The sequence below is a fragment of the Streptomyces flaveolus genome (assembly GCF_014648815.1).
In the GTDB taxonomy this organism is placed as follows: Bacteria; Actinomycetota; Actinomycetes; order Streptomycetales; family Streptomycetaceae; genus Streptomyces; species Streptomyces flaveolus.
Window position 1 is genome coordinate 157398 of the sequence record NZ_BMRV01000011.1, and the last position, 23945, is coordinate 181342.

The 23945-nt window shown below is 70.8% G+C and carries 25 protein-coding genes and 1 pseudogene; 22 read left to right on the forward strand and 4 right to left on the reverse strand.

Annotation, left to right across the window (positions count from 1 at the left end):
- Positions 1 to 40: 40 nt before the first annotated feature.
- The 14 genes from IEZ05_RS24390 (at position 41) to IEZ05_RS24455 (ending at position 13455) form a co-directional block, all read left to right on the forward strand.
- Positions 41 to 700 (forward strand): phage tail tube protein, encoded by a 660-nt coding sequence (locus IEZ05_RS24390; protein WP_189232367.1) that lies wholly within the window; start codon positions 41 to 43, stop codon positions 698 to 700.
- 105 nt (positions 701 to 805) lie between these two features.
- Entirely contained in the window at positions 806 to 1144 is a 339-nt protein-coding gene (locus tag IEZ05_RS24395) for a hypothetical protein (protein ID WP_189232368.1), read from the forward strand.
- 170 nt (positions 1145 to 1314) lie between these two features.
- Complete coding sequence (locus IEZ05_RS24400; RefSeq protein WP_189232369.1) at positions 1315 to 1611, forward strand: hypothetical protein; 297 nt, start codon at positions 1315 to 1317, stop codon at positions 1609 to 1611.
- Between the two features lie 3 nt (positions 1612 to 1614).
- A complete protein-coding gene (locus IEZ05_RS24405) occupies positions 1615 to 5226 on the forward strand; it encodes a phage tail tape measure protein (protein WP_189232370.1) in 3612 nt (1203 codons plus the stop codon).
- Between the two features lie 11 nt (positions 5227 to 5237).
- The gene (locus IEZ05_RS24410; protein ID WP_189232371.1) at positions 5238 to 6647 is read left to right on the forward strand and encodes a hypothetical protein; all 1410 of its coding nucleotides are present in this window, start codon (positions 5238 to 5240) and stop codon (positions 6645 to 6647) included.
- The gene (locus IEZ05_RS24415; protein ID WP_189232372.1) at positions 6647 to 7792 is read left to right on the forward strand and encodes a phage tail protein; all 1146 of its coding nucleotides are present in this window, start codon (positions 6647 to 6649) and stop codon (positions 7790 to 7792) included. Before IEZ05_RS24410 ends, IEZ05_RS24415 begins: the two co-directional genes overlap by 1 nt.
- Positions 7792 to 8721 (forward strand): hypothetical protein, encoded by a 930-nt coding sequence (locus IEZ05_RS24420; protein ID WP_189232373.1) that lies wholly within the window; start codon positions 7792 to 7794, stop codon positions 8719 to 8721. The genes IEZ05_RS24415 and IEZ05_RS24420 overlap by 1 nt, the downstream gene beginning before the upstream one ends.
- Before the next feature lie 12 nt (positions 8722 to 8733).
- Positions 8734 to 9339, forward strand: coding sequence for a hypothetical protein (locus IEZ05_RS24425; RefSeq protein WP_189232374.1), 606 nt, complete (start codon positions 8734 to 8736; stop codon positions 9337 to 9339).
- 9 nt (positions 9340 to 9348) lie between these two features.
- Positions 9349 to 11115: a glycerophosphodiester phosphodiesterase gene (locus tag IEZ05_RS24430; RefSeq protein WP_189232375.1), complete on the forward strand. Its 1767-nt coding sequence runs from the start codon at positions 9349 to 9351 to the stop codon at positions 11113 to 11115.
- A gap of 73 nt (positions 11116 to 11188) precedes the next feature.
- Complete coding sequence (locus tag IEZ05_RS24435; protein WP_189232376.1) at positions 11189 to 11440, forward strand: hypothetical protein; 252 nt, start codon at positions 11189 to 11191, stop codon at positions 11438 to 11440.
- The gene (locus IEZ05_RS24440) at positions 11437 to 12390 is read left to right on the forward strand and encodes a LysM peptidoglycan-binding domain-containing protein (protein ID WP_189232377.1); all 954 of its coding nucleotides are present in this window, start codon (positions 11437 to 11439) and stop codon (positions 12388 to 12390) included. The genes IEZ05_RS24435 and IEZ05_RS24440 overlap by 4 nt, the downstream gene beginning before the upstream one ends.
- A 38-nt stretch (positions 12391 to 12428) precedes the next feature.
- Positions 12429 to 12698 (forward strand): holin, encoded by a 270-nt coding sequence (locus tag IEZ05_RS24445; RefSeq protein WP_189232378.1) that lies wholly within the window; start codon positions 12429 to 12431, stop codon positions 12696 to 12698.
- 50 nt (positions 12699 to 12748) lie between these two features.
- Complete coding sequence (locus IEZ05_RS24450) at positions 12749 to 13141, forward strand: hypothetical protein (protein WP_229869840.1); 393 nt, start codon at positions 12749 to 12751, stop codon at positions 13139 to 13141.
- Positions 13138 to 13455, forward strand: coding sequence for a hypothetical protein (locus IEZ05_RS24455; RefSeq protein ID WP_189232380.1), 318 nt, complete (start codon positions 13138 to 13140; stop codon positions 13453 to 13455). The genes IEZ05_RS24450 and IEZ05_RS24455 overlap by 4 nt, the downstream gene beginning before the upstream one ends.
- Before the next feature lie 288 nt (positions 13456 to 13743).
- Here the strand turns inward: IEZ05_RS24455 and IEZ05_RS24460 are convergent, their stop codons facing one another.
- Together IEZ05_RS24460 and IEZ05_RS36970 are read right to left on the reverse strand one after the other, a co-directional pair.
- Positions 13744 to 14307: a DUF5919 domain-containing protein gene (locus tag IEZ05_RS24460; RefSeq protein WP_229869845.1), complete on the reverse strand. Its 564-nt coding sequence runs from the start codon at positions 14305 to 14307 to the stop codon at positions 13744 to 13746.
- Between the two features lie 60 nt (positions 14308 to 14367).
- Positions 14368 to 14508 (reverse strand): annotated as a pseudogene (locus IEZ05_RS36970) (helix-turn-helix domain-containing protein); the annotation flags it as partial.
- A gap of 110 nt (positions 14509 to 14618) precedes the next feature.
- Between IEZ05_RS36970 and IEZ05_RS24465 the strand changes: the two are divergent.
- Positions 14619 to 15206, forward strand: coding sequence for a hypothetical protein (locus tag IEZ05_RS24465; protein ID WP_189232382.1), 588 nt, complete (start codon positions 14619 to 14621; stop codon positions 15204 to 15206).
- A gap of 315 nt (positions 15207 to 15521) precedes the next feature.
- Here IEZ05_RS24465 and IEZ05_RS24470 read toward each other — a convergent pair whose 3' ends face one another.
- A complete protein-coding gene (locus tag IEZ05_RS24470) occupies positions 15522 to 15767 on the reverse strand; it encodes a GntR family transcriptional regulator (RefSeq protein ID WP_189232383.1) in 246 nt (81 codons plus the stop codon).
- 145 nt (positions 15768 to 15912) lie between these two features.
- Here IEZ05_RS24470 and IEZ05_RS24475 point away from each other — a divergent pair, with 145 nt between their 5' ends.
- A complete protein-coding gene (locus tag IEZ05_RS24475; protein WP_189232384.1) occupies positions 15913 to 16092 on the forward strand; it encodes a hypothetical protein in 180 nt (59 codons plus the stop codon).
- Between the two features lie 432 nt (positions 16093 to 16524).
- Here IEZ05_RS24475 and IEZ05_RS24480 read toward each other — a convergent pair whose 3' ends face one another.
- Positions 16525 to 16761: a helix-turn-helix domain-containing protein gene (locus IEZ05_RS24480; protein WP_189232385.1), complete on the reverse strand. Its 237-nt coding sequence runs from the start codon at positions 16759 to 16761 to the stop codon at positions 16525 to 16527.
- 568 nt (positions 16762 to 17329) lie between these two features.
- Here IEZ05_RS24480 and IEZ05_RS24485 point away from each other — a divergent pair.
- From IEZ05_RS24485 to IEZ05_RS24510, 6 genes are all read left to right on the forward strand, one after another.
- On the forward strand, positions 17330 to 19393 hold the full coding sequence (locus IEZ05_RS24485; protein ID WP_229869841.1) for an NAD(P)/FAD-dependent oxidoreductase: 2064 nt from the start codon (positions 17330 to 17332) through the stop codon (positions 19391 to 19393).
- Entirely contained in the window at positions 19390 to 21237 is a 1848-nt protein-coding gene (locus IEZ05_RS24490; RefSeq protein WP_189232386.1) for a transketolase, read from the forward strand. The genes IEZ05_RS24485 and IEZ05_RS24490 overlap by 4 nt, the downstream gene beginning before the upstream one ends.
- Positions 21234 to 22178, forward strand: a complete 945-nt coding sequence (ligD, locus tag IEZ05_RS24495) for a non-homologous end-joining DNA ligase (RefSeq protein ID WP_189232387.1) — start codon at positions 21234 to 21236, stop codon at positions 22176 to 22178. The genes IEZ05_RS24490 and ligD overlap by 4 nt, the downstream gene beginning before the upstream one ends.
- Positions 22179 to 22290: 112 nt before the next feature.
- The gene (locus tag IEZ05_RS24500) at positions 22291 to 22674 is read left to right on the forward strand and encodes a gas vesicle protein GvpO (RefSeq protein WP_189232388.1); all 384 of its coding nucleotides are present in this window, start codon (positions 22291 to 22293) and stop codon (positions 22672 to 22674) included.
- Between the two features lie 58 nt (positions 22675 to 22732).
- A complete protein-coding gene (locus IEZ05_RS24505) occupies positions 22733 to 23170 on the forward strand; it encodes a gas vesicle structural protein GvpA (protein WP_189232389.1) in 438 nt (145 codons plus the stop codon).
- A complete protein-coding gene (locus IEZ05_RS24510; protein ID WP_189232390.1) occupies positions 23167 to 23940 on the forward strand; it encodes a GvpL/GvpF family gas vesicle protein in 774 nt (257 codons plus the stop codon). Before IEZ05_RS24505 ends, IEZ05_RS24510 begins: the two co-directional genes overlap by 4 nt.
- The last annotated feature ends 5 nt before the right edge of the window (positions 23941 to 23945 follow it).

The following is a 23945-nucleotide window of genomic DNA, read 5'->3' on the forward strand; positions in this document are numbered from 1 at the left end:
CGGCCGCCGCAGGGCGCCGGGGGTTTCCCATGGAGGACACATGTCCACACCGACACCGCCCGTCCTCGAAGACGGGCTGCGGGCCGACTACATCCGCAAACAGCTCGTGCAGGCGATCTACGCCGCCGACCCGAGCGCCCCCGCGGTCACCGCCCCGTTCGACACCGCGACGGGGGCACTCGTCGCGCTGCCCGCCGGGTATGTACCGGTCGGGTACACCACCGACGACGGGATCACGTTCACCTCGGATCTGTCGATGGCCGACACGACGTCGTCGCAGTCGACCGAGCCGACCCGGTCGGACGTCGAGACGGAGACGCTCACCGGCGGGTACGCCCCGCAGGAGACGAACGCCGCCACGGTGTCCATGTACAAGGGTCTGTCCCTGGCGGGTACTGACGCGCTGCCCGCCATCGGTGAGCAGTGGGCGATCACCCGCCCGTCGGTGCCAAAGGTGCCCTACTACCGGCTGCTGTTCATCGGCATGGACTACGGCGACACCGGTCTGCCGATCTACGTCGTCAAGCACTACCCGCGAGCCCGGGTCACCTCGAAGGACGACCAGCAGTGGGCACGGTCCACGGAGACGCAGTGGCCGGTCACCGTCCAGGCGTTCCGCGACCCGGTGCTGAAGACGTCGGAGAAGGAATGGGTCGATGGGCCCGGGTGGCGTGCGCTCGCCGCCCCGGCAACCCCGTAGACCCCCTCGATCGGGCGAGGGGCGGCGGTTCTGGGTGAGCCCCGACCGTCCCTCGCCCCCCTTGCATGCTCACCCGCTGCTCACCCGAGGAAGAGAGAGACGATCATGAGCAAGCCGAACGGGAAGCGGTACCGCCTGGAGACCGTGCGCCGGTCGTACGTCGACGCGGTCGGCGGCGAGCGCGTCGAGTTCGAGGTCGGCCCCGAGGACGCCCCGCAGGTGTTCAGCTTCCCTCACCCGGTGTTCGCCCCGGACGACGTGAACAAGGGGCTGAACGACGTGCAGGGCGAGGGCGACGAAGCGAGCGCCCGCGTGCTGCTCGGCGACCAGTACGACGCGTTCATCGCCGCGGGCGGCGACCCGACGTCGGTCATGCTGCTGTACGTCGGTGTCCGTAACGAGGCGCAGGACACGGTCGCGAAGGTACGCCCTACGAAGGGGTAGGCGACGGCGACGACGTCGTCGAGACCTACACGTACACCGTCCTTGACGTCCTCGGCGAGCACCCCGAGGCGGTCGAGGCCGACCTAGCGCACCACTACCCCGGTTATGGGCCCGGCGGCCCGCTCGCCGCGTACTGGCGGGGCGAGATCAGCCTGCGATGGCTGCGCGTCATGGTCGAGCAGCTCCCCCCGACGGGGGCAACGGCCCGCGCGGTCAACGGGCACGCGTGGCAGCCGCTCGACTTCGCGGCCGCCGACTCCCGCGATCTCGCCGCGCTGATGTTCACCGCGTTCGTCAACGCCAACCGGAAAGAGGGCACGCAGGCGATGCCGTGGCCCGAGCCGGGATGGCGGCCGGGCGATCCGCTGCCCGAGGACGTCGAGACGAAGCGGGCGCAGGACCGGGCGCAGGCCCGTGCCGCGTACGAGCACATCACCGCACAAGTACTGCCCTCGAAGGGGGAATGAGGCATGCCGGTCGAGGTCGGCGTCGGGTACGTGTCCGTCGTCCCCGAGGCGCGCGGGTTCGGCCGGCTGCTCACTCAGCAGATACGCGGCGAGTCCGTGAGCGTCGGCGACACGGCCGGGCAGGAAGCCGGCCGGGGGTTCCTCGGCGGGATCGGCGGCGTCGTCAAGGCCGGTATCGCGGGCGTCGCTGCGGGTGCGGGCGCGTTGTTCGCGGCCGGTTTCGCCGAGGCGGTCGAGCAGGACAAGAGCAACGCGAAGCTAGGGGCGCAACTCGGGCTCACAGAGAAGGAGTCCGCGCGCGCGGGGAAGATCGCCGGCGACGTGTACGCGAAGGGGTACGGCGAGTCGATCGACCAGGTCAACGACGCGCTCAAGGGACTCGCGCAGAACGGCGTCACGTCGATCAACGCCCCGAAGAAGGAACTCGTCGGGCTGTCCAAGAGCGCGCTCGCGCTCGCCGAGACGTTCGACGCCGACGTCGGCGAGTCCGCGAAGGCCGTCGGCCAGTTGATCCGCACGGGCCTGGTCAAGAACGGGCAGGAAGGTTTCGACCTGCTCACGGCCGGGTTCCAGTCGGGCGCCGACAAGGCCGGCGACCTGATCGACACGGTCAACGAGTACAGCACGCAATGGAGGAAGGCCGGGCTCGACGGGGCGACCGCGATCGGTCTGATCAATCAGGCGTTGCAGGCCGGCGCCCGCGACGGTGACGTCGCCGCCGACGCGATCAAGGAATTCAGTATCCGCGCCATCGACGGCAGCAAGACGACCGCCGACGGGTTCAAGATGCTGAAGCTCAACGCCGCCGACATGGCGCGCGGGTTCGCGCAGGGCGGCGAGACGGCAAAGGGCGTCCTCGACGTCACCCTCGACCGGCTGCGCGGCATCAAGGATCCGGTGCTTCAGTCGCAGGCAGCGGTCGCCCTGTTCGGTACGCAGGCCGAGGACCTCGGGGCGAGTTTGCTCGCGATGGATCCGTCGACAGCCGCGAAGGGTATCGGCGACGTCGGCGGCGCCGCGGAGCGCATGGGTAAGCAGGTCCACAACACGGCGACGCAGCCACTCGAAGTGTTCAAGCGGCAGGCGCTGCAGGGCCTCGCCACCTTCGCTGACAAGTACGCGCTTCCGGCGCTCGCCCGGTTCGGATCGGTCCTCAACGACCGTGTACTGCCGCCGGCGCAGCGGATCGGCGGCGAGCTCGTGAACGTGCTCGTGCCCGCGGTCAAGGGCACGGCCGACGCGTTCATGGGCGGCGTTCAGTGGGTCAAGGATTATGGGGCGTGGCTGATCCCGCTCGGCGTCGCGATCGGCGGTGTTGCGGTCGTGGCCGGTGCCTCGACGATCGCCACGTGGGGCATGACCGCCGCATTCTCGATCTATCGCGGCGTCATCCTGGCGGTGACCGCGGTCACCCGCGGGTGGGCGGTCGTGCAGGGCGTACTCAACGCGGTCATGTCGGCGAACCCGATCGGTCTGGTCGTCGTCGGGATCATGGCACTCGTCGCTGCGGCGATCGTCGCGTACACCAAGGTCGGTTGGTTCCGCGACGTCGTGCAAGCCACCTGGTCCGGGATCAAGGCGGGTTGGGATCTGCTGTGGAACGGGGCGCTGCGGCCCGGGTTCGGGTACCTCATGACCGGGCTGCAGGCTATCGGCACGGCCGCGTCGTGGCTGTGGTCGACGGTGCTGCAGCCGACGTTTTCGGCGATCGGGCTCGGCGCGCGCATCCTGTTCGCGGTCGTGGCGACGGTGCTCATCACGCCGTTCGTGATCGCATTCCGCGGGCTGGCCGCGGTCGGTTCGTGGCTGTGGACGAGCGCGCTGCAGCCGACGTTCGCGGCGATCGGCGCGGGCGCACAGTGGTTGTGGACGAGCGCGATCAAACCGGCGTGGGACGGGATCGTGGCCGGGGCGTCGTGGCTGTGGACGCAGGTAGAGACGATCTTCGGGTGGTTCAAGGCCGGTATTCGCGTGCTCGGTTCGGTCGGGACGTGGCTGTACACGACCGCGATCCGACCCGCGTTTCAGGGCATTGTCGTCGTGGCCGGGTGGCTGTGGACCGGCGTAAAGGTCGTGTTCGGCTGGTTCAAGGCCGGGTTGAAGGCGCTCGGCGACGCCGGGACGGCGCTGTACCGGGTCGCGATCAAGCCTGCGTTCGACGGGATCGGCGCGGCCGCGTCGTGGCTGTGGACGAAGGCGCTCAAGCCGGCGTTCGACGCCGGAAAGACCGGGGTCGGGCTGTTCGGGAAGGCGTTCAGCGTCGCGAAGGATGCCATCGCGAAGGCGTGGGGGCAGGTTTCCGATATCGCCAAAAAGCCTGTCAACTTCATTATCGAATGGGTGTATTCGAAAGGAATTAAGGCGGTTTGGGATAAAGTAGCCGGGTTTGTTGGGCTCGATAAGCTGCCCGCCGCACCGAAGCTGCTCGCCAACGGTGGCCGCACCCATGGCGGCATCCCCGGCAAGGACTCCATCCCGGCGCTGATGATGGCCGACGAGTTCGTCGTGAAGCGCGACAGCGCCCGCTCGGTCGGGTTCGGGACGCTGGAGTACATCAACCGCACAGGCGAGCTGCCGCCCGCGCCGGTGCAGAAGTTCGCCGACGGCGGCGTCGTCGGGGACATCGCCGGATGGATCGGCGACAAAGCAAAGAAGGTGGGCGGCGCCATCATGGACGGCGCCGACTTCATCGCCAACCCCGGGAAGCTGTGGGACAAAGCCGTCGGGTACGTGAAGGATCGGATCGCGAAGATCGGCCAATCCCGGTGGGCGCAGGTCCTCGCGAAGTTCCCGCTGAAAATGCTCTCCGGGCTGAAAGACAAGATCGTCGGTGCGGCAAAGGGATTCCTAGGCGACGACGGCGGCGGGAACATCGGCGGCACGATCCCCTCGGGGCAGCGCCGCAGCATCATCACGCAGGCACTCGCCGCGGCCGGGGTGCCGCCGCCCGGCACACTCGCGCAATGGCTGGCCGGGCTCAACACCCTGATCACGAGGGAAAGCGGATGGAACCCGCGCGCCGCCAACAACTGGGATATCAACGCCCGCAACGGCGTGCCGAGCCAAGGCTTGGCCCAGACGATCCCGCCGACGTTCTACGCGTACGTGCCCAAGTCGCTGCGCTCGCGCGGGATCCTCGACCCCGTCGCCAACGTAGCGGCCGCGACCCGGTACATCGTGGCGCGGTACGGCAACATCACGCGCGTACAGCAAGCCAACGCGAACCGGCCCCCAGCCGGGTATGCGGGTGGCGGCGTACCGAAGCCCGGCGAGCTCGCATGGGTCGGTGAACGCGGCCCCGAGCTGTACCAGTTCGGCGGCGGCGGCCGGGTCATCGATCACGAGTCGTCGATGCAGATCGCCGCGACCGAAGTCGGCGCCGGGCTCGTCGCCGCCATGTCCAAGCGGCTGCCGACCGTCGATCTGTCGGCCGCGCGAGCAGCGTCGGCGATCCCGGCCGCCGCGCAGCCGGCTGCCGTCGACGGGGCGCTGCGCCGCGGCGACACGATCGTCGTCCGCATCGGTGAGCACGAGTTCCAGGCGGTCATCGACGAGCGGGTCGACGCAGGGTTCAACGACGCGCGCCGGCGCAGGCGCGCAGGAGCAAGGGGGTAAGAAGGATGCCGATGATCGTCGATCCGGGGGCGCCGCAGATCACGCCGCCGGAACGGATCGTGTCGCCCGACGGATGGTTCGCGGCGATCGTCGACGAGCTGTGGGCGGGCGTGACGCTGTCGTACAACGGCGCCACCCCGCCCGCCGCGCGGAACCTGGTGCTGAACCCGTCGGCCGAAGTCGATCTGTCGAACACGACGCTGTACTCATTCGCCACCCGCGCCCGGATCACGAGCGACGCCGCGCGCGGGGTGGCGTCCATCCAGCACACGCAGACGTCCGGAGGCACGTTCTCCGGCACGCGGTACGCGATCGCGCCGGCGGCCGCGGGCACCGTGCTGACTGCGTCGGTGTGGGTCAAGGTCCCGGGGACCGGCACGACGTGCTTTTTCGCGTTCCGTTCCGCGTCCGCGACGCTGCAGCTGGTCAGCGTGGGCACCCCGGCACCGAACCAGTGGGTTCGACTGTCCGGCACGTACACCGTGCCCGCCGGGCAGACCGTGACCGAGGTCGCCATCGCCCACAACGCGCCCGTGGGGACGGTGTGGCTGGCCGACGCGATGATGGTCGAGGCCGGGGTGAGTGCCCCGTCCGACTATGTCGACGGATCGACGCCGGGCGCCGTGTGGGAGGGCGCCCCGAACGCGTCGCCGTCGCAGCTCGTGACCGCCGTACCGAACGCCGCCGAGGTGCTGCAGGTGCGGATCACCCGCACCGACCCGGGCGCCACGGAACCCGTCCCCGTCCGTTCGGGCGACCCGGCGTGGGCGGTCGAGGGCGTCGGCGCCGCGTATGACCACGAGGCGCCCCTCGGGGTGCCCGTCATCTACACCGCGACACCGATCTACCAGGACGGCAGCACCGGCCCGTCGTCGGCGCTCGCGGTCACCGTCCCGGCGCCCGAGCCGGGCGAGGACCGCGACCTATGGGTCAAGTCGATCGACGAGCCGGGACTGTCCATGCGGGTGATGCTCGTCGACTGGCCCGGACCGACCGCGACCGGCCGGCAGGAAACCCTCGACGTCGACGGGTCGCCGTACCGGGCGGTCGCCTATGACGTGCACGGCGCCGAAACGATCCCGATCGTCGTCGACGTGCCACCCGAGGACGTCGACCGCATGCGCGAGCTGCTGCGGTCGGGGGTGCTGCTCGCGCAGGCACGGCCCGGCTACTACTTCCCCGACGCGTTCCACGTCCCGGCGGACATCACCGGCCCGACACCGACGGGCAAACTCGGCTCATCCGAGGGCTACCGGTTCGGGTGGACGATCGAGCCGTTCGAGCGGCCCGACCCCGCCGGGCAGCCCATGATGCTGCCGAACTGGTCCTATGACCGGATGGCCGCGCAGTTCGGCACCTATGACGCGGTCGCCGGCTCGTACAGCTCATATGCGGCGCTGTCGACCGACGGAGTGCTGTAGTGCTGCCGATCAGCGATGCCGCGCTGCACGGGCTGCGCGCCGCACGCCGGCCGGGCCGCGCCGAGTGGTCGAACGACGGCGGCCGCACCTGGACCCCGGCACGGATCGGTGACGCCGACGTGCGGCCCGACCGCACCGCGGAATGCCGGTACTCGGCATCCGCCGAGCTGCTCGGCGTGCCGCTGGGGCGTAGCGGTATCAACTCCGTCGCGACCCGCGTGCGGCTGTTCCAAGGGATCGCCGCGCCGCGCATGCCCGAACCCGAATGGATCCCGGCCGGCGTGTACGTCGTCGACGACGTCGAGCGAACCCGGCTCGGGGCAAGCGTCGAACTGCTCGGCACCGAAGACGCCATCAGGGGCGCGAAGTTTCCGACGCCGCGCACCCTCGGGCCGAACTCGGCTCGGGCGCTGCTGCCCGACCTGGTCGGCGAGGCACTGCCCGGGGCGACGGTGTCATGGCGGCGCGGCGTCGACCCGGACACGGAAGTGCCCAAGTTCGTTGCCGACGAGGACCGGTGGCAGGCGCTCAGCGCGGGCACCGACTCGGCGGGCACGCAGACCGGTATCGCCGCGGCGATGGGGGCCGAGCTGTACGTCGACGCCCGCGGCGTGCCGACCGTCGCCCCGGTGCCGACGATCGCCGACGACGTCGTGTGGCGGATCCCGTACGGCGTCGCCGTCGCCAAACCGGCCGAGCGGCAGACCGCGGAGGGCCTGGTGAACGTGTGGGTGATCTCCGGGGACGGCGGCGACGGCACGCCCGCTGTCGGCCCGATCTATGTGTGGGACGACGACCCGAACTCGCTCACGTTCGCCGGACCCGACCCGATCAACGACCCGCTCGCGCCGCAGCGGCTCGGGCTCACCCACGTGCGGGTGCGAGTCGAGCGGTACACCTCCGCGCTGATCACCTCGGAGGCGCAGGCGTACACCGTCGGCCGGGCCCGGCTCGCCGACTCCACCGGCGTGCAGTCGTCGCTGTCGTTCACGACCGTGTGCAATCCGGCGTTGGAGCCGGGCGACGTCGTCGAGGTCGAGGTGCGGCCCGGTGAGTGGCAGAGGCACATCATCGACAGCAACCCCTACACGCTCGGCGGGGTGTCGATGGCGTGCACGACCAGGACGAGCACACGGAGGCTGTGATGGGGGACGCCGCCCGCGCGTTCGGCGAGGACACTGCCCGCACATCGAAGGGCGCGGCCACGGTGCAGACCGTTTCGGCGCAGGTCGTCGACGTCACCGACCGGGGCGTCAACCTGATGTTGTCCGGGGCGCTCGTCATCGACGTGCCGTGCCTCGGCGCGTACCGCAACCGGCAGCCGGGCGACTGGGTCATGGTCCGTACCGGATCACGGCCGGTCGTCCTCGGCCGGCCCGAGGACGACCCCGGCGGCACCGACGAGGAATCGGTGCGGGCAATCGCAACGGAGGTCGCCCTCGACGCGCAGGTGATGCGCGCAGCGACGTGGGGCACCGCGGCACCGTCGGGTACCGGCTGGCAGACCGTCACGACCATGTACCTACGCAAGAACAGCGAGGGAAAGGTCGAGCTGTACGGGCAACTCGGCTCACAGTCCGACACGTCACCGTCCGCGCCGCCGGCCCGGGGCGCGAAGCCGGTCACGCTCACCCCGACCGATTATGGGTCGTGGCGCACCGGCAAGCCCGACTCGTATGCCACCTATCCGACGCAAGGCGACTGGACCGGCGGCGGCAACCGGCGCGGCGCGTTCTTCTACGGCACGGCGATCGCCGCCGCGTGCGCGGGCAAGACCGTGACCCGTATGGAGCTCACGCTCACCCGCCGCCGGGGCTCGGGGGTGAATGCGGCCCGGCCGGTGCACGTCTACCTGCACGGCTACACGTCCGCGCCGTCGGGGCAGCTCACCCTCGGCGACGGCCCGCAATCCCTCATGTCCCTGTCGGTGGGGGCGACACGCACGGCGGTGCTGCCGTCGGCGTGGCGGTCGGCGCTCGCGTCCGGCTCGGCGCGTGGGTTCGCCGTGTATGCGACCGGATCCCGGGACTACATGTCGCTGTCCGGCGGAAAACTGAAGATCACGTTCGGATAGGAGCGGGTTCGTATGCAGATAGGCCGCGCGCAACTCCCCGTCCCCGGCGGCGGACAGGCACCCACGACGCCCGGCGACATGGCCGCGCTCGCCCTCGCCGTCGACAAGCGGCTCGTGCACCCCGTCGACGACGCCGCCGACCGCGACGCCACGTTCGGCGACGCCGACCCGGGCACGGTCACCGTGTCCGTAGCCGGCACCGTGTGGGTCAAGGTCATCGACGGTACGTGGATCACCGCGCACGAAGAACCCGAGGCGTGGCGGAACCTGCCGCTCGTCGCCGGATACACCGGCGGCGAGGAATCCCCGAAGATCCGCAGGGTCGGTAAGCAGGTGTGGATCAGAGGCAGGGTCGAGCGCACCGACGGCGGGCTCATCACGTCGAGCGGTGACATCAAAATTGCGCAGGTCCCCGACGACTGCATTCCCAAGGCGCTCGCCTCGGGCGGCGCCGGTCAGTCGATCCTCGGCGACCTGGAGATCGGCCTCGGCCGGGTCGAGGTGCTCCCCATCGGGTGGGAGAAACCGTCCGGCGGCCCGGGGTCGGTGATCTGGTACAGCCAAGAGGCGCCCGGATCCCCCTGGGTAGGGGTCGACCTGCAGTACTGGACCGACTGAAAGGCACGCATGCGGTACACCTACGGCGGCAGCCCCGCCGACGTCCTCACCGACACCGCCGGCAACGTGGTGCCCGACTATCCCGTCATCGTGCGGGCCGCCGGGACCGGGCAGCAGATCACCGCCCTGTACGAGACGGACGGCGCCCCGATCGGGCAGCTACGCAGCAACCCGGCCGGCGCCGATCAGCCCGGCGCGATACGTCCGTTCCAGATCGACGACGTGACGGAGATCGAATACGAGTACAACGGCACGTCCGGGGATCCGGTGCGCTGGTATCAGGCCGGGCGGGAGGTCGCGCAGGAAGCGCTCACGACCGCGCAGGGAGCGCTGCCCCGGCCGGCGACGTCGGGCCGCGACGGCGACGCGCTGCTGCTCGGATCGGACGGCGCCCCGGTGTGGGGCAGGCTCACCTCGGGCACCGTCGCCCCGTGGGCGGCACTGGAAGCCGCAGCCGGCCCCCGATGGGTCGCGCATCGCGGCGGCAGTCTGTTGGCCCCTGAGAACACGATCGAGGCGTACCGCATGGCGGCGGCGCTCGCGATCGACGCGATCGAGATCGACGTGTACCGCGTCGCTGACGGGTCGCTGTTCGTCATGCACGACGCGACCGTCGACAGGACGAGCAACCTCACCGGCAACACGGCGGCGCTCACCACCCCGGCGGCGCTGCGCGGGCGGATCGACGCCGGCACATGGTTCGCCAACACCTGGCCCAACGACTTGCGGATTCCGCTTTTCGCCGACGTCCTCGCCGAGATCGGCAACACGATCCCGATCATCGTGCACGCGAACAACTTCGGCTCGGGGGCGCTCGCCGTTGCCGAGATCCAACGGCAGGAACTCGACGCGAACGTTTTGATCATGGCGTGGACCGAGGCGGAGCTCGCCGCCGCCCGCGCCGCCCGCATCCCGAGTCTGCTGCTCGACGAAGACGGGGTGCTGCCGTCGCAGACCTACGCGCAGCTCATCGCGTCCGGTACGCAGTACCTCGGGGTCGACTACAGCAAGACGTCCAACGCGACGATCCAGGCGGCGGCGGCCGCGGGGATGCGTGTCCTCGCGTACACCGTCAACCGCCGCGGCGACTTCGCGAAGCTGCCCAAGGATGGGTCCGTGTGGGGCGTCATCTCCGATGACCCGTGGTACGTGCGCGGCACCGGGCCGATGCGCACGAGCGACCTGTTCGCCGCGCAGACCTGGTATCACGGCATGGTCGGGATCACCGACGCTGCGGACTATCGCGGGTTTTTCCAGCAGTCCGGCGGCGTCTCATGGTTCGGCCTCGACACCTCGGGGACGGCGCTCGCCTCGAACGGCGGCTACGCGTCGACGGTGCAGGGCTACCTCGGGCCGCTGCCGAACACTTTCACCCTTGATTTCGATTACGTGATCGACGTCGCCGACTATGCGACAGCCTCACTGCAGGTCGCGTTCACCGTGTCCGACGGGCAGTACGACGACGAAGTCACCGGCACCGTGGCCCGGCAGAACGGCTACAACATTTTGATCCGCTCGAACGGCACGATCGACGTGTACCGCGTCGTCGACAACGCGCCGACGTCGATCGGGACACTCGCCACCGCGGCGATCACGGCGGGCACGACACAACACCTGCGGGTGCAGATGACCGGCACACAGATCATCATCACCCGGACGAACATCGCCGCCCCGAACGCGCTCACGGTCAACGACACCACGTACCGCAACGCGCTCTACCCCCACTTCGGCGTGCGCGACACGAAAACCCGCTGGTCGAAAGTGACCGTCGTCTGACCGACCCACACCCGACGCCCCGAGCCGAACCGGCCCGGGGCGTTTCTCATGCACGCACTCAGGAGGCTCACCCATGGGTGACACAGAACGACCGATCCCCGAGCGGCTCGGCGACCAGGAAGAGCAGGCCGCGCACCTGACGCGCACCGGCAACGGGCCGACCGTCGACGACGAGCAGCAGCTGCTCGCCGAGGTGCACGGCGCCCCGGACATGGCCGGCAACTACTCGCGGCCCGAGCCCGTCGCCGACCAGGACGACGAGCCCGACCCGGCCGACGAGCAGCCCGCCACCGACGACACCGCGAAGGGCGGCGAGGGCGCATGAGCATGGAGGGGATGATCGCGCAGGCCGAGAAGAGTATCGGGCTCGGCGAGCCGAACGCGATACAGCAGTGGTACCGGCAGCGCAACGGCGCCGCGTACACCTACAACTTCCCGTGGTGCGACGCCGCGGTGACCTACTGGGCGACCATGGCGGGCGAACGCGACGCGGTGCTGTTCGGCACCGACTACGCGTACACCGTCGCGCACGCGCAGCGGTTCAAGACGGCCGGACAGTGGACCGCGATGACCAACGGGATCAAGAACTCGGGGATCCGCCGCGGCGACATCATCTTTTTCGACTGGGGCGGCTCGTCCGAGATCGGCAAGATCGATCACGTCGGGATCGTCACCGGCGTCTCGTCCGACCACAAGTACGTGTACACGATCGAGGGCAACAGCGCGAACGTCTGCGCCCGCCGCGTTCGCGTCGTCGGGGACATCGCCGGATTCGGCCGCCCCAAGTACACCGCCGCCGCGAGCAGCACCGGCTCGTCGACGTCGACGAGCGGCACGTACACCGTCAAGGCCGGTGACACGCTCTCCGAGATCGCGGCCGCGCACGGCACGACGACGAAGGCACTCGCGTCGCTCAACGGCATCACCGACCCGAACAAGGTCGGCGCCGGCCGGAAGCTGAAGCTGCCCGCGGCCGCCAAGCCCGTGCAGAAGGTCGTGAGCCTGAAGCAGCTCGTCGCCGCATTCAAGCGGGACGCCCCCAAGTCGGGCACGCCCGTCTCGTACGAGCCGACGCGGTACGTCGAGGATGCGCTCGTCGCCGAGGGGCTGCTCGCCCGCAACTACGCGGACGGGCACGCCGGCACCGCCACGAAGAGCGCGTACGCGCTGCTGCAGCGCCGCTACGGCTACAGCGGCGCCGACGCCGACGGCATCCCTGGCATGACGTCGCTGAAGCGGCTCGGTAAGGCACACGGGTTCACCGTCGTCGCCTGACCGGCACACCCGTCCCAACTCACAGACAGGACAAGCACATGAGTCTGACCAGCGGAGCATTCTGGAAGGCCACCGCCGAGCGCACGGTGCGCACCTTCGCGCAGGGCACCCTCGGCGCCGTGAGCGCCGACGGGCTCGGGCTGCTCGACGTCGACTGGGGCGACGCGCTTGGGATCGGCGGGCTCGCCGCCGCCCTCGCCGTGCTCACCGCGATCGCGACGAGCGGCGGCACCGACGGCCCCGGTGTCACCGAAACCGTGGCGCGGCCGGCTACCGCGGCGCTGCCGAGCGGCCCGGCGGCCCGCTGATGTGCCGGGCGGTCCGGCGGGCACGTAAGACGCTGGGTCGCCGCGGCGAGGTGCTGATCATCCTCGGCATCGGCAAGGTGGTGTGGGGGATCGGCTACATGGTCGACCCCCCACCCGACCGCGGGCTAGAGATGCTCACCGCTATGGGGCCGCTGCAGTCTTGGGCGTGGCTGTGGATCGTGGCCGGCATCATCACCGGCAGCTCGGCGATCCTGCCCGCGGGCCGCGACAAATGGGGGTTCGTCGCCGCACAAGCACCGCCGACCGTATGGGCGACCGCGTACGCGGTCGGGTTCCTGTCCGGCGTCTACGGCCGCGGTTTCTTCCCGTTCGTGTTCTACATGACGCACCACGTTGCGTTGATCGTCTGGGCATCAAAGGTCCGGGAGGAGACGCCCTACAGATCGACCGCCCGCCCGGGGGCAGCAAGGGGCCCCGGGTGAACGCATTCGTCACCAGCGCCGGCGCGATAGCGGCCGTGATCGCCGCTGTCGTCGCCGGCTGGTTCTCCGTCCGCGGTTCCCGGGCCGCGGCCGCCCCGCAGCAGCGACAAGTCGATCTGTCGGTACTGCAGGCGAGCGTCGACCGGCTCGAAAAGGAACACAGCGAGATGCGGCAGCAGATCGTGCGGCTGCGCACGGTGCTGTGGGCTGCGGTCGGGTGGGCGAACCGGCGTGGCGAGCAGGTCGAGCACCTCGGCGGCGTCGCCGACCCGCCGCCCGAGGAGATCGAGCAGTTCTACCGCACCGGTGTGTGACCCTGCGCCGCCGTCTGGCCGACACCGGCCGAACAGAGGCACTTTCGTCGTTTCGGTCGAGCGCGGCCGGTGGGTTGTGCCATAGTGGCTGCGCCGCCGGGGAACCGGCGGCTGCTCCCCGCCGATGCGGGGATGGCCCTGATGCACATGATGACGGGCAACCCTTCCCCGCCGATGCGGGGGTGTTCCTGCTTGCTACTTGCAGTGGTCCCCGCACCCGCGGGGATGAAAGACACCGCCCCCGTCTGGCCTCACGGTCGGACGGGGGCGTTTTCGTCGTGTCTGGGCTCAGGTGGTGGCCGGCACCGGCCGAGCCCCACTCCACAGTGCTTCCACGTGCTCGGCAAACCGATCGAACAGACCACCACCGCCCCGGCGCCGCAGGTGCAGCAGCGGCGAGTCATGCCCGAGGAGATTCGCCAGGTGCGGCGTCACCAGCATCTCGTCATCGAACCGAAAGACGGAAAGGGCGATGTGACCGTCCGACAGGCGTGCTTCCACACCGTCCCCATCGATCCGGCTCAGCGCGTCCAGGGTGATACGGATCCGCGTTGACACCGTGAGCGGGACCGCTTCGATCTGCTCCCGCCGGCGCGTCACCTCGGACTCGGGGTCGCCAACGAGGAACCGGACCGAACAGCCCGCGGCGGCTTTGGCGGCGAGCCGCTCCCCGACGCGCGGCTGCTCCTGCCAGATGAAATAGTTGGTATATCCGGCGTAGGTCACCTGCCGCTTCGCGTCGTCGAGGAGACGCTCCCACAACGCGGTTGGGCACGCGTTGCGGTACGGGTACGTCGCCACGATCTCCCGGTCGGGGCTGGCAGCTACTCCCCGAATCTTGGGCCACAGCATGTCTGCGTCCACTCCTAACGCGCTCGCCACCTCGTCCCGCGTCCGTGGATGCGGGACGCGACTCGGATCAGATACCCAGCGATCCACCGTCTTGACGCTCACCCCGACTCTACGAGCCAACCGTGAACGGGATAATCCGGCGCTCTCGATAGCGCGCTGCAGATCCTGATGCAAGGCAACCCCCAGGGACGTTTGGGCCACTTCGGACGGTAGCGCGTGGCGTCCCGAATGGCCCCCGTCTGTCAGTACAACCGTCCCAACCGGCGATCCACCATGACGGTCACCAGCAACCCCCTACAAGGGAGGCAGCAGTGACACTCACCCTCACCCGACCCGCACCGGAGAAGGTTGCCGAGCGGGCCCGCGAGATCCACGCCGCATGGCTGGCAGACCCGGAGATGCCTGCCGTCCTCGACGGATGCAAGCGCTACTCGTCCGACTGGACCGACGACTACGGCCAGGTACTCATCCCCGAGTACAACGTCGAGCGCGACGCCCCGCCGCTCATCGACGACGCGCTGCGCGTCATGGCGCTCAAGTCGGCGGTGTACGAGATGACCGACGGCGACGAGCTCGCGGCCGAGCTGCCGGTCCCGGTCCCGGTCGACACCGCCGTGCACGCCCTGTGCGCTCAGTTCACCGCCCTGTCCCGGGTCCAGCAGCGCACCGGCCGGCTGTTCGTGCACAGCACCGTCCGGGAGCACGAGGCCGGCCGCGCGTGGCGGCTCGGCGACTACACCCACCAGGCATACCGCGGCGCGTTCGGGCCGATCGACAGCCGGTACTGGATCGACGAGCCGGAGGCCGAGCGGCGCCGACAGATCCTCGACGAGAAGTACGCGTCCATCGGCATCACCGAACGCGGGATGGCCTCCACCATCGACTACGCCGCGGTGTAGCCGACTGGCCAGCAGGCTCCGTCTCCAGCGGTTTGGGGGGCGGGGCCTGCCTGTCTGGGTCCAGCCCGATCTTGTGCGGGTGGACGCACGCAGGTACCCGGCCGTCGAGCGTGTAACGGTGCCCGTCGTCAGGGTCGAACGGGCACTCCCAGGACGGGCGCGAGTAGATGACGAAGGCGTCGCGCGGGAAGCGGAGCGACGGGCAGATCCCGCATACGGGCCGGTCGTCGTGGTCGGAGTCGGGATCGATGTACGGCTGCTGCGCGGCGGCGTCGTCCATGCCGGGAGGCTACCGGCTGCACTGCTCACTCGGAGTCATGCTCGGGGTGGCTCGTCAACGACATAGGAGCCCTTGCCCCGGACGGTACGGACGAGCCCGCGCTCTACGAGGAGCTGCACGGCGGCTCGCGCGGTCGGCCGCGACACGGAGAACTCGTCACAGATGGCAGCCTCGGACGGGATGCGTCGGCGCGGCGGGTACGTGCCGTCGGCGATACGGGCAGCGAGCACCGTCGCGATCTGTTCGTACAGAGGGTCGGGTCCGTCCAGGTCCACGGTCATATTTCGACCGTAGGAGACATACGACAGTGCTTCTCGTCGGGTGACGTGACCTGACAACACCTGACAAGCGGAGTAGCGTCGGGGCAAGAGAAGACCCCCGCGCCGTGCTACCGGCCGGGGGCGTGGCCGACTGGTTGGAGTCGACATGGAAGAGAGTACGCAGGGCCGGACCGCCGAGGGCACCCCTTCGATCGGCGGCTACTGCTCTTGGCATCAGAGGTTCTCCGACGACGTGCGGCTCATCCGCCTCAGCAGCGGCGACACGCACTATGCCTGCGTCCACTGCGTCCGTATCTTCAAGCTCACCCCCTCCGAGGACCAGTGAGCCCCGAGCTGCCCGACGCGGCTTACCTCACCCGTGCCGTCTACTCCGGGTGGGCCTGCGTCGTGTGCGGCGAGTCCCTTGCTCAGGGTGGCGTGCTCGCCGGCCGGGCCCTCGGGCACGTAGGGGCATTCCGGCTGGACGTCGACGTCTACCGGTGCCGCCCGGGTCGCGGCTGCGCGGCCACCACTCAGACCGCATCGACCGCGGAAGGACACTGCTGATGCACCTGGAAGCCGGCCGCGCCGCTGGGTACTGCTGGGTGATGTTCGGCCCTCGGCAGCTGCACTGCTGCCGGCGCCCCGGTCACAGCGGCGAGCACTCGACCCCGTACGGAACGGGCCCCGAGACGGTCTACTCCCGACTCGCGTCGCGCCGATCGAGCCGGAAGTAGACCCCGCGGCCCGTCCCTGCCCCCCGTCGGGGGCGGGCCGTTCAGCCCATCAGATCGCGCACGGGCACGCCGATCGCGTGGGCGATGCGGATCAGGGTCCGCAGGGTCGGGTTCGCCCGGCCACCCTCGATGTCCTGGAAGTGACGGCGACTCATGGGTACTGCCAGGAACACAGTCTCTTGCGTCAGGTTCCGATGCTCGCGTACGTCGCGGATGCGCCTGCCGATGCGCTGGGTCTCGTGGTCGATCTCGTCATCGGTCAGGTGTGGGGCGTGCATTCGACAAACGCTGAGCGGTGCCCGATCCTGTGTCAGCGCGGTGACAGTGCGCCTTTTGTGATCTTGGTTGCAGTGCGTGTGCCCGCCGACCGGCGGGTTTCACGCAGCGTTAACCAATCGAACGGCGTGTAACAGTCCCGTGACGAATATGCCCCACGCATTTACTGAACATCAGTCAAGTGGGGACTATGACTCCGCTCCCACCGCACAGGAGCGGTACGCCGTCACCGTTCCCGTGCCCCACACTGGGATAGGTGACAGGCGCGGCCCCGGTCTCTCGTCTCCGCAAAGACCAGACCGGGGCCGCGGCATGTCCGTACTCATCACTGCAGGTAGAGACACTGCTGACGTGTGTGTGCTTTGGGATACTGCTCGCAGGAGAGGAAATAGCCGTACTCGGGCATGGACTGCCTCCGGGACGTGGGGCGGGTGGGTCCCGGCCCGGGTACCCGGGCGCCGGTGCGGAAACCGGCGGTGCGGGCCCCGGCGGCCCGTCGGAGACGTTTGGGTGCCCCGGCGGAGGGGACGCGGAAGGCTCACGAGGTACGCGACAGCCCGGAGGCGAACCGTGAGCCGACCCCGCATCGTGATCGTCGGTGCCGGCTTCGCCGGGTACCGGACGGCCCGCACCCTGTCCCGGCTCACCCGGCACCAGGCCGACATCACCCTGCTCAACCCGACCGACTACTTCCTCTACCTGCCCCTGCTGCCCCAGGTCGCCGCCGGCATTCTCGAACCGCGCCGGGTCAGCGTGTCCCTGTCCGGGACCCTGCCGCGCGTCCGGCTGGTGCTCGGCGAGGCCGACGGCATCGACCTCGACGGGCACGCCGTGCACTACACGGACCCGGAGGGCGGCGAGGGCACCCTGACCTTCGACCGGCTGGTGCTCGCCGCGGGCAGCGTCAACAAGCTGCTGCCGATTCCCGGCGTCGCCGAGCACGCCCACGGTTTCCGCGGGCTGCCCGAGGCGCTGTATCTGCGCGACCACGTGACCCGGCAGGTGGAGCTGGCCGCTTCGGCCCGGGACCGCGCGGAGTGCGCCGCACGGTGCACCTTCGTCGTGGTCGGCGCCGGATACACCGGCACGGAGGTCGCCGCGCACGGCCAGATGTACACCGACGCGCAGGTCCGCAAGCACCCGATGCGCACGGGCATGCGACCCCGCTGGATGCTGCTGGACGTGGCGCCGCGCGTCCTGCCGGAGATGGACGAACGGCTTTCCCGCACCGCCGAGCGGGTGCTGCGGCAGCGGGGCGTCGGCGTGCGGATGGGCACCTCGGTGAAGGAGGCCACCCACGACGGGGTCGTGCTGACCGACGGCACGACCGTCGACACGCGCACGCTGGTGTGGTGCGTGGGCGTGCGGCCCGACCCGCTCGTGGAGTCCCTCGCGCTGCCCATGGAACGCGGCCGGCTGCTCGTCGACCCCCACCTCCAGGTGCCGGGGCGCCCCGAGCTGTTCGCGTGCGGCGACGTGGCGGCGGTGCCCGATCTGAACAACCCCGGCGCGTACACGCCGATGACCGCGCAGCACGCCTGGCGGCACGGCAAGGTCTGCGCCCACAACGTTGCCGCGTCGCTCGGCCTCGGGGGAGAGCGGCGGCCCTACCGGCACCGCGACCTGGGCTTCGTCGTGGACCTCGGTGGCACCAAGGCCGCGGCCAACCCGCTCGGCGTCCCGTTGTCCGGTCCGGCGGCGGGCGCGGTCACCCGCGGCTACCACCTCGCGGCGATGCCGGGCAACCGCGTCCGGGTCGCGGCGGACTGGCTGCTGGACGCGGTGCTGCCCCGGCAGGCCGTGCAGCTGGGCCTCGTACGGTCCTGGTCGGTGCCGCTGGAGTCGGCGTCCCCGGAGCTGGCACGGGTCCCGGCGGGGGCGGCGCCTGAGCGGACGGAGGGCACATCGGCCGGCCTCGGGTCCCGGGAGGCAACGGCCCGGCCGGACACCGGCCCCGCGCCGGCCGCGCAGCGCGACGACACCGCGGTGAGCCGACCGGCCGGCCCCGGGACCACGGGACACCCCGCGGAGCCCCGGCCGGGTGGTGAGCCGCCGAAGAGCCGACGTGGCGGCGAGCCGGCCGAGACCCAGCCTGGCGGTGAGCCCGCGAAGAACCAGCCCGGTGGCGAACCGGCGAAGAACCAGTCCGGCGGTGAGCCGGCGAAGAACCAGCCGGGCCCCGAACCGGCGAAGAACCAGCCTGGCGGTGAGCCGGCGAAGAGCCGGCGCAGCCCCGAACCCGCGAAGAACCAGCCGGGCCCCGAACCGGCGAAAACCCGGCCCGGCCCCGAACCCGCGAAGCGCCGCCCCCCGGACGCGCCGCCCAAGCCCGGTCCGCCCGAGCCCGGTCCGGCGGGCGCCCGTGGCAAGCCCGGTGCGGGCGCAGGTCAGGCCAAGCCGGCACCTTCGGGCGGTCGGGCCGAGCCTGGGCCGGCCGGCGCCGGGGGAAAGGCCCGGCCCGCCGCCGGGGCCCGTGCCAAGCCGTCGTCCGCCGGTACCTCCGCCCCGACCCGTTCCGCCCGCGGTCCCGCCGACCCCGGACCCGAACCGCCGGCCGACCAGCCGCCGCCCGGCCCCGGCATCGCCCCCGGTCCCGTCAGGCGTACCGACGGACCCCTCGAAGGAGACTCATGAACACCGGTGAACTCGTCGAACTCGGCCAGCAGCTGCGCGTGGACAGCGTGCGTGCCGCCGCCGCAGCGGGCTCCGGGCACCCGACGTCCTCGATGTCCGCCGCGGACCTGATGGCGGTCCTGCTCGCCAACCACCTCCGCTACGACTTCCAGCGCCCCGCCCACCCCGGCAACGACCGCTTCGTCCTCTCCAAGGGACACGCCTCGCCCCTGCTGTACTCCGCCTACAAGGCGGCCGGTGCCATCGACGACGAGGAACTGCTCACCTTCCGCAAGCTGGGCAGCCGTCTGGAGGGTCACCCCACGCCGCAGCGGCTGCCGTGGGTCGAGACGGCCACCGGCTCGCTCGGCCAGGGCCTGCCCGTCGGCGTCGGCATCGCCCTGTCCGGCAAGCGGCTGGACCACGCCGACTACCGGGTGTGGGTGCTGTGCGGCGACAGCGAGATGGCCGAGGGATCGGTGTGGGAGGCCGCCGAGCACGCCGGACACGAGCGCCTCGACAACCTCACCGTGATCGTGGACGTCAACCGGCTCGGCCAGCGTGGACCGACCCGGCACGGCCACGACCTCGACGCCTACGCCCGCCGCTTCCGGGCGTTCGACTGGCACACGATCGAGATCGACGGCCACGACGTCGACGCCGTCGACCGCGCCTACGGCGAGGCCCTGTCCACCAGGGGCCAGCCCACCGCGATCATCGCCCGCACCCTCAAGGGCAAGGGCGTCCGGGCCGTGGAGGACCGTGAGGGCCAGCACGGCAAGCCGGTGCCGGACGCCGACGAGGCGATCGCCGAACTCGGCGGCCCGCGCGACCTCACCGTCCGGGTGCACGAGCCGCCGTCCGCCCGAGCCCTGCACTCGGCCGGCTCCGGGCAGCTCGAACTGCCCCGCTACAAGATCGGCGACGAGCTGGCCACCCGCAACGCCTTCGGCGAGGCGCTGGCCGCACTCGGCACCGCCCGCGGCGATGTCGTCGCCCTCGACGGCGAGGTCGGCGACTCCACCCGCGCCGAGTTCTTCGCCGAGAAGCACCCTGAGCGCTACTTCGAGTGCTACATCGCCGAGCAGCAGATGGTCGCCGCCGCCGTCGGCATGGCGGCGCGCGGCTGGGTGCCGTACGCCACGACGTTCGCGGCCTTCCTCACCCGTGCCTACGACTTCCTCCGCATGGCGGCGATCAGCGGCTCCGGCCTCAACCTCGTCGGCTCCCACTCGGGCGTCGCCATCGGCCAGGACGGGCCCAGCCAGATGGGTCTGGAGGACCTGGCCATGATGCGGGCCGTCCACGGCTCCACCGTGCTCTGCCCGTGCGACGCCAACCAGACCGCCCGCCTCGTCGCCGAGATGGCCGGGCTGGAGGGCATCCGCTATCTGCGCACCTCCCGCGGCGGGACCAAGGTGATCTACGGGCCCGACGAGGAGTTCCCCGTCGGCGGCAGCAAGGTGCTGCGCTCCTCGGACCGGGACCGGCTGACCGTCGTCGCGGCGGGCGACACCGTGCACGAGGCGCTGGCCGCGGCCGACGCCCTCGCCGGGGAGGACATCGCGGTCCGGGTGATCGACCTCTACTCGGTCAAGCCCGTGGACCGGGACACGCTGCGGCGGGCGGCCGAGGAGACCGGCTGCCTGCTGTCCGTGGAGGACCACCGGGAGGAGGGCGGCATCGGCGACGCGATCCTCGACGCCTTCACCGACGGGCGGCCGGTGCCGCGCCTGGTCCGGCTCGCCGTACGGACGATGCCCGGCTCGGCGTCGCCCGAGGAGCAGCTGCGCGCCGCGGGCATCGACGCCGACTCCATCGCGGCGGCCGGCCGGCTGCTGGTCGGGGAGGCGGTCGTCGCGTGAGCCATGACGCCGTACGGACCGTCCGGGCCGGCCGGCACACCGTGGAGGTCCACCGGCCCGACAAGGTGCTGTTCCCCGCCGGGAGCGGCCGGGACGGGAACGGCGGCGCCGAGGAGTACACCAAGGGCGAACTCGTCGACTACTACCGGGCCGTCGCGCCGTTCATGCTGCCGCACCTGCGGGGCCGCCCGCTCATGCTGGAGCGGCATCCGGACGGCGTGGACGGCCCCCGGTTCATGCAGAAGAACACCCCGGAGCACTACCCGGACTGGATCTCCCGCGTGGAGCTGGCCAAGGAGGGCGGTACCGTCTGGCACACCGTCTGTGACGACACCGCCACCCTCCTGTACCTGGCCGACCAGGCGGCCCTCACCCTGCACCGGTGGCTGTCCCGGGCCGGGCAGGCCGACCGGCCGGACCGGTTGGTCTTCGACCTCGATCCGTCCGGTGACGACTTCCCCCGGGTCCGCGAGGCGGCCGTGCTGCTGGGCGAACTGCTCGACGAGCTGGGGCTCCCCTCGGCCCTCATGACCACCGGCTCGCGCGGCCTGCATGTGATCGTTCCCCTGAAGGGCCACCAGGACTTCGACGAGGTGCGGGCGTTCGCGCGGGACGTCGCCGACACGCTGGCCGTGTCCCACCCGGACCGGCTCACCACCGCCGCCCGCAAGAAGGACCGCGGCGACCGGCTCTATCTCGACATCCAGCGCAACGCCTACGCGCAGACCGCGGTGGCGCCCTACTCCGTCCGCGCCCTGCCCGGCGCGCCGGTGGCGACCCCCCTGTCCTGGGATCAGCTGGACGACCCCGGCCTGCACGCCCGCCGCTGGACCGTCGCGGACGCCGTCGAGCAGGCACGCACCCGGCCCTGGGGCGGGATCATGAGCCGCGCGCGGACGCTGGCACCCGCCCGGCGGCGGCTGAACGCTCTGCGCGGCTGACCGCCGCAGGGCCCGTACGCCGCCGCTCCGGTTGCGCAGACGCGTGGCACATGCATCCGCCCGTGGAGGTTTGGCGAACACACTTGCGGCCACACGGGGAGGAGAGGTGGCCATGTCGAACACGAACAACACGTCCGAATCACAGACCCCACAGCAGAGTTCACGCAAATCACAGAATTCCCAGAAGTCACAGGACTCGCAGGAAACACAACCAGCACCGAAGGCGCGTCGGCCCCGGCCGATGGAGGTGCTCCGCGAAGCGCGTGCCCAACTGGCGGAACTCACCGGAATGACCGCGGAATCGGTGTCGTCCTTCGAACAGACGGAGGACGGCTGGTCACTGGAGGTCGAGGTGCTCGAGCTCGAGCGGGTGCCCGACACGATGAGCCTGATGGGCAGCTACGTGGTGGAACTCGACCCGGACGGGCAGCTGACCGGCTACCGGAGGGTCAGGCGCTACGAGCGCGGCCGGGCCGACGCCCGCGGCGGACGCTGAGGCGCCTGTCGGACACCCACGGACACATACCCACGGAATAGATGGAGGGACAGCCGGAATGACTGTCGTACCGGCACAACAGACCGGCGGCGGAGGCGGCAGCAGCGGCCTCTACGACGTTCTCGAGCTCGTACTGGACAGGGGGCTCGTCATTGACGCATTCGTGCGCGTCTCCCTGGTCGGCATCGAGATCCTGAAGATCGACGTACGTGTCGTCGTCGCGAGTGTCGACACCTATCTGCGCTTCGCCGAGGCGTGCAACCGGCTCGACCTGGAGGCCGGGCCGCGCAAGGACCCGGGCCTGCCCGACCTGGTCGGAGAGATGACCGAGTCCGGCGCCCGCGGCAAGTCCAAGGGGGCGCTGTCCGGCGCCGCCGACACCATATCGGACGCGTTCAAGCAGGCCCGTGACGAGAGCGGATCCGAGCGGGAGACCGCCTCGCGTCCGCGTGCCCGCAAGGCCGCGTCCTCGCGTCGTAAGGAGGAGCAGGAGTGAGCACGTACGTCTACGGCATCACCGCCGGGTCCCACCCCTCGCTCCCGGAAGGGCTGACGGGGGTCGGCAACCCGCCGAGTGAGGTGCGGGTTCTCCACGAGGGCGACCTGGCGGCGATCGTCAGCGATGCCCCCGAGGACCTGCGCCCCAAGCGCAGGGAACTGCTCGCCCACCAGAACGTGCTCAGCGAGGCGGGCGCCGAGGGCTGCGTGCTGCCCATGCGCTTCGGCAGCGTCGCCCCGGACGACAGCGCGGTCACCGGCGTCCTCGCGGAGCGCGCCGAGCACTACCAGGAGCGACTGCGGGCTCTGGACGACCGCGTCGAGTACAACATCAAGGCCAACCACGTCGAAGAGGCCGTACTGCACCACGTGATGGCCGAGAACCCGGAGATCCGTGCCCTCGCGGAGTCCAACCGGCAGTCGGGCGGCGGTAGCTACGAGGACAAGATCCGGCTCGGCGAGATGGTCGCCGCCGCCGTCAAGGACAAGGAGTCCGAGGACGGCACGGCGCTGGAGCGCGCCCTGGAGCCGGCCGCCGACGCCGTGAGCGTGGGCCCCGAGTCCACCGGCTGGCTCGCCAACGTCTCGTTCCTGGTGAAGCGGGAGACGGCCGAGGAGTTCCTGGCCGCCGTGGAGCGGGCCCGCAGGGAGATGCCGCACCTGGAGGTGCGTGTGAACGGACCGCTGCCGCCGTACAGCTTCGTCGAGCCCGGCCCGGCCGAGCCCGCGGGCACCGCGGCCGGTGGCGCGGACGCCGGAGCGGGGTGACGACC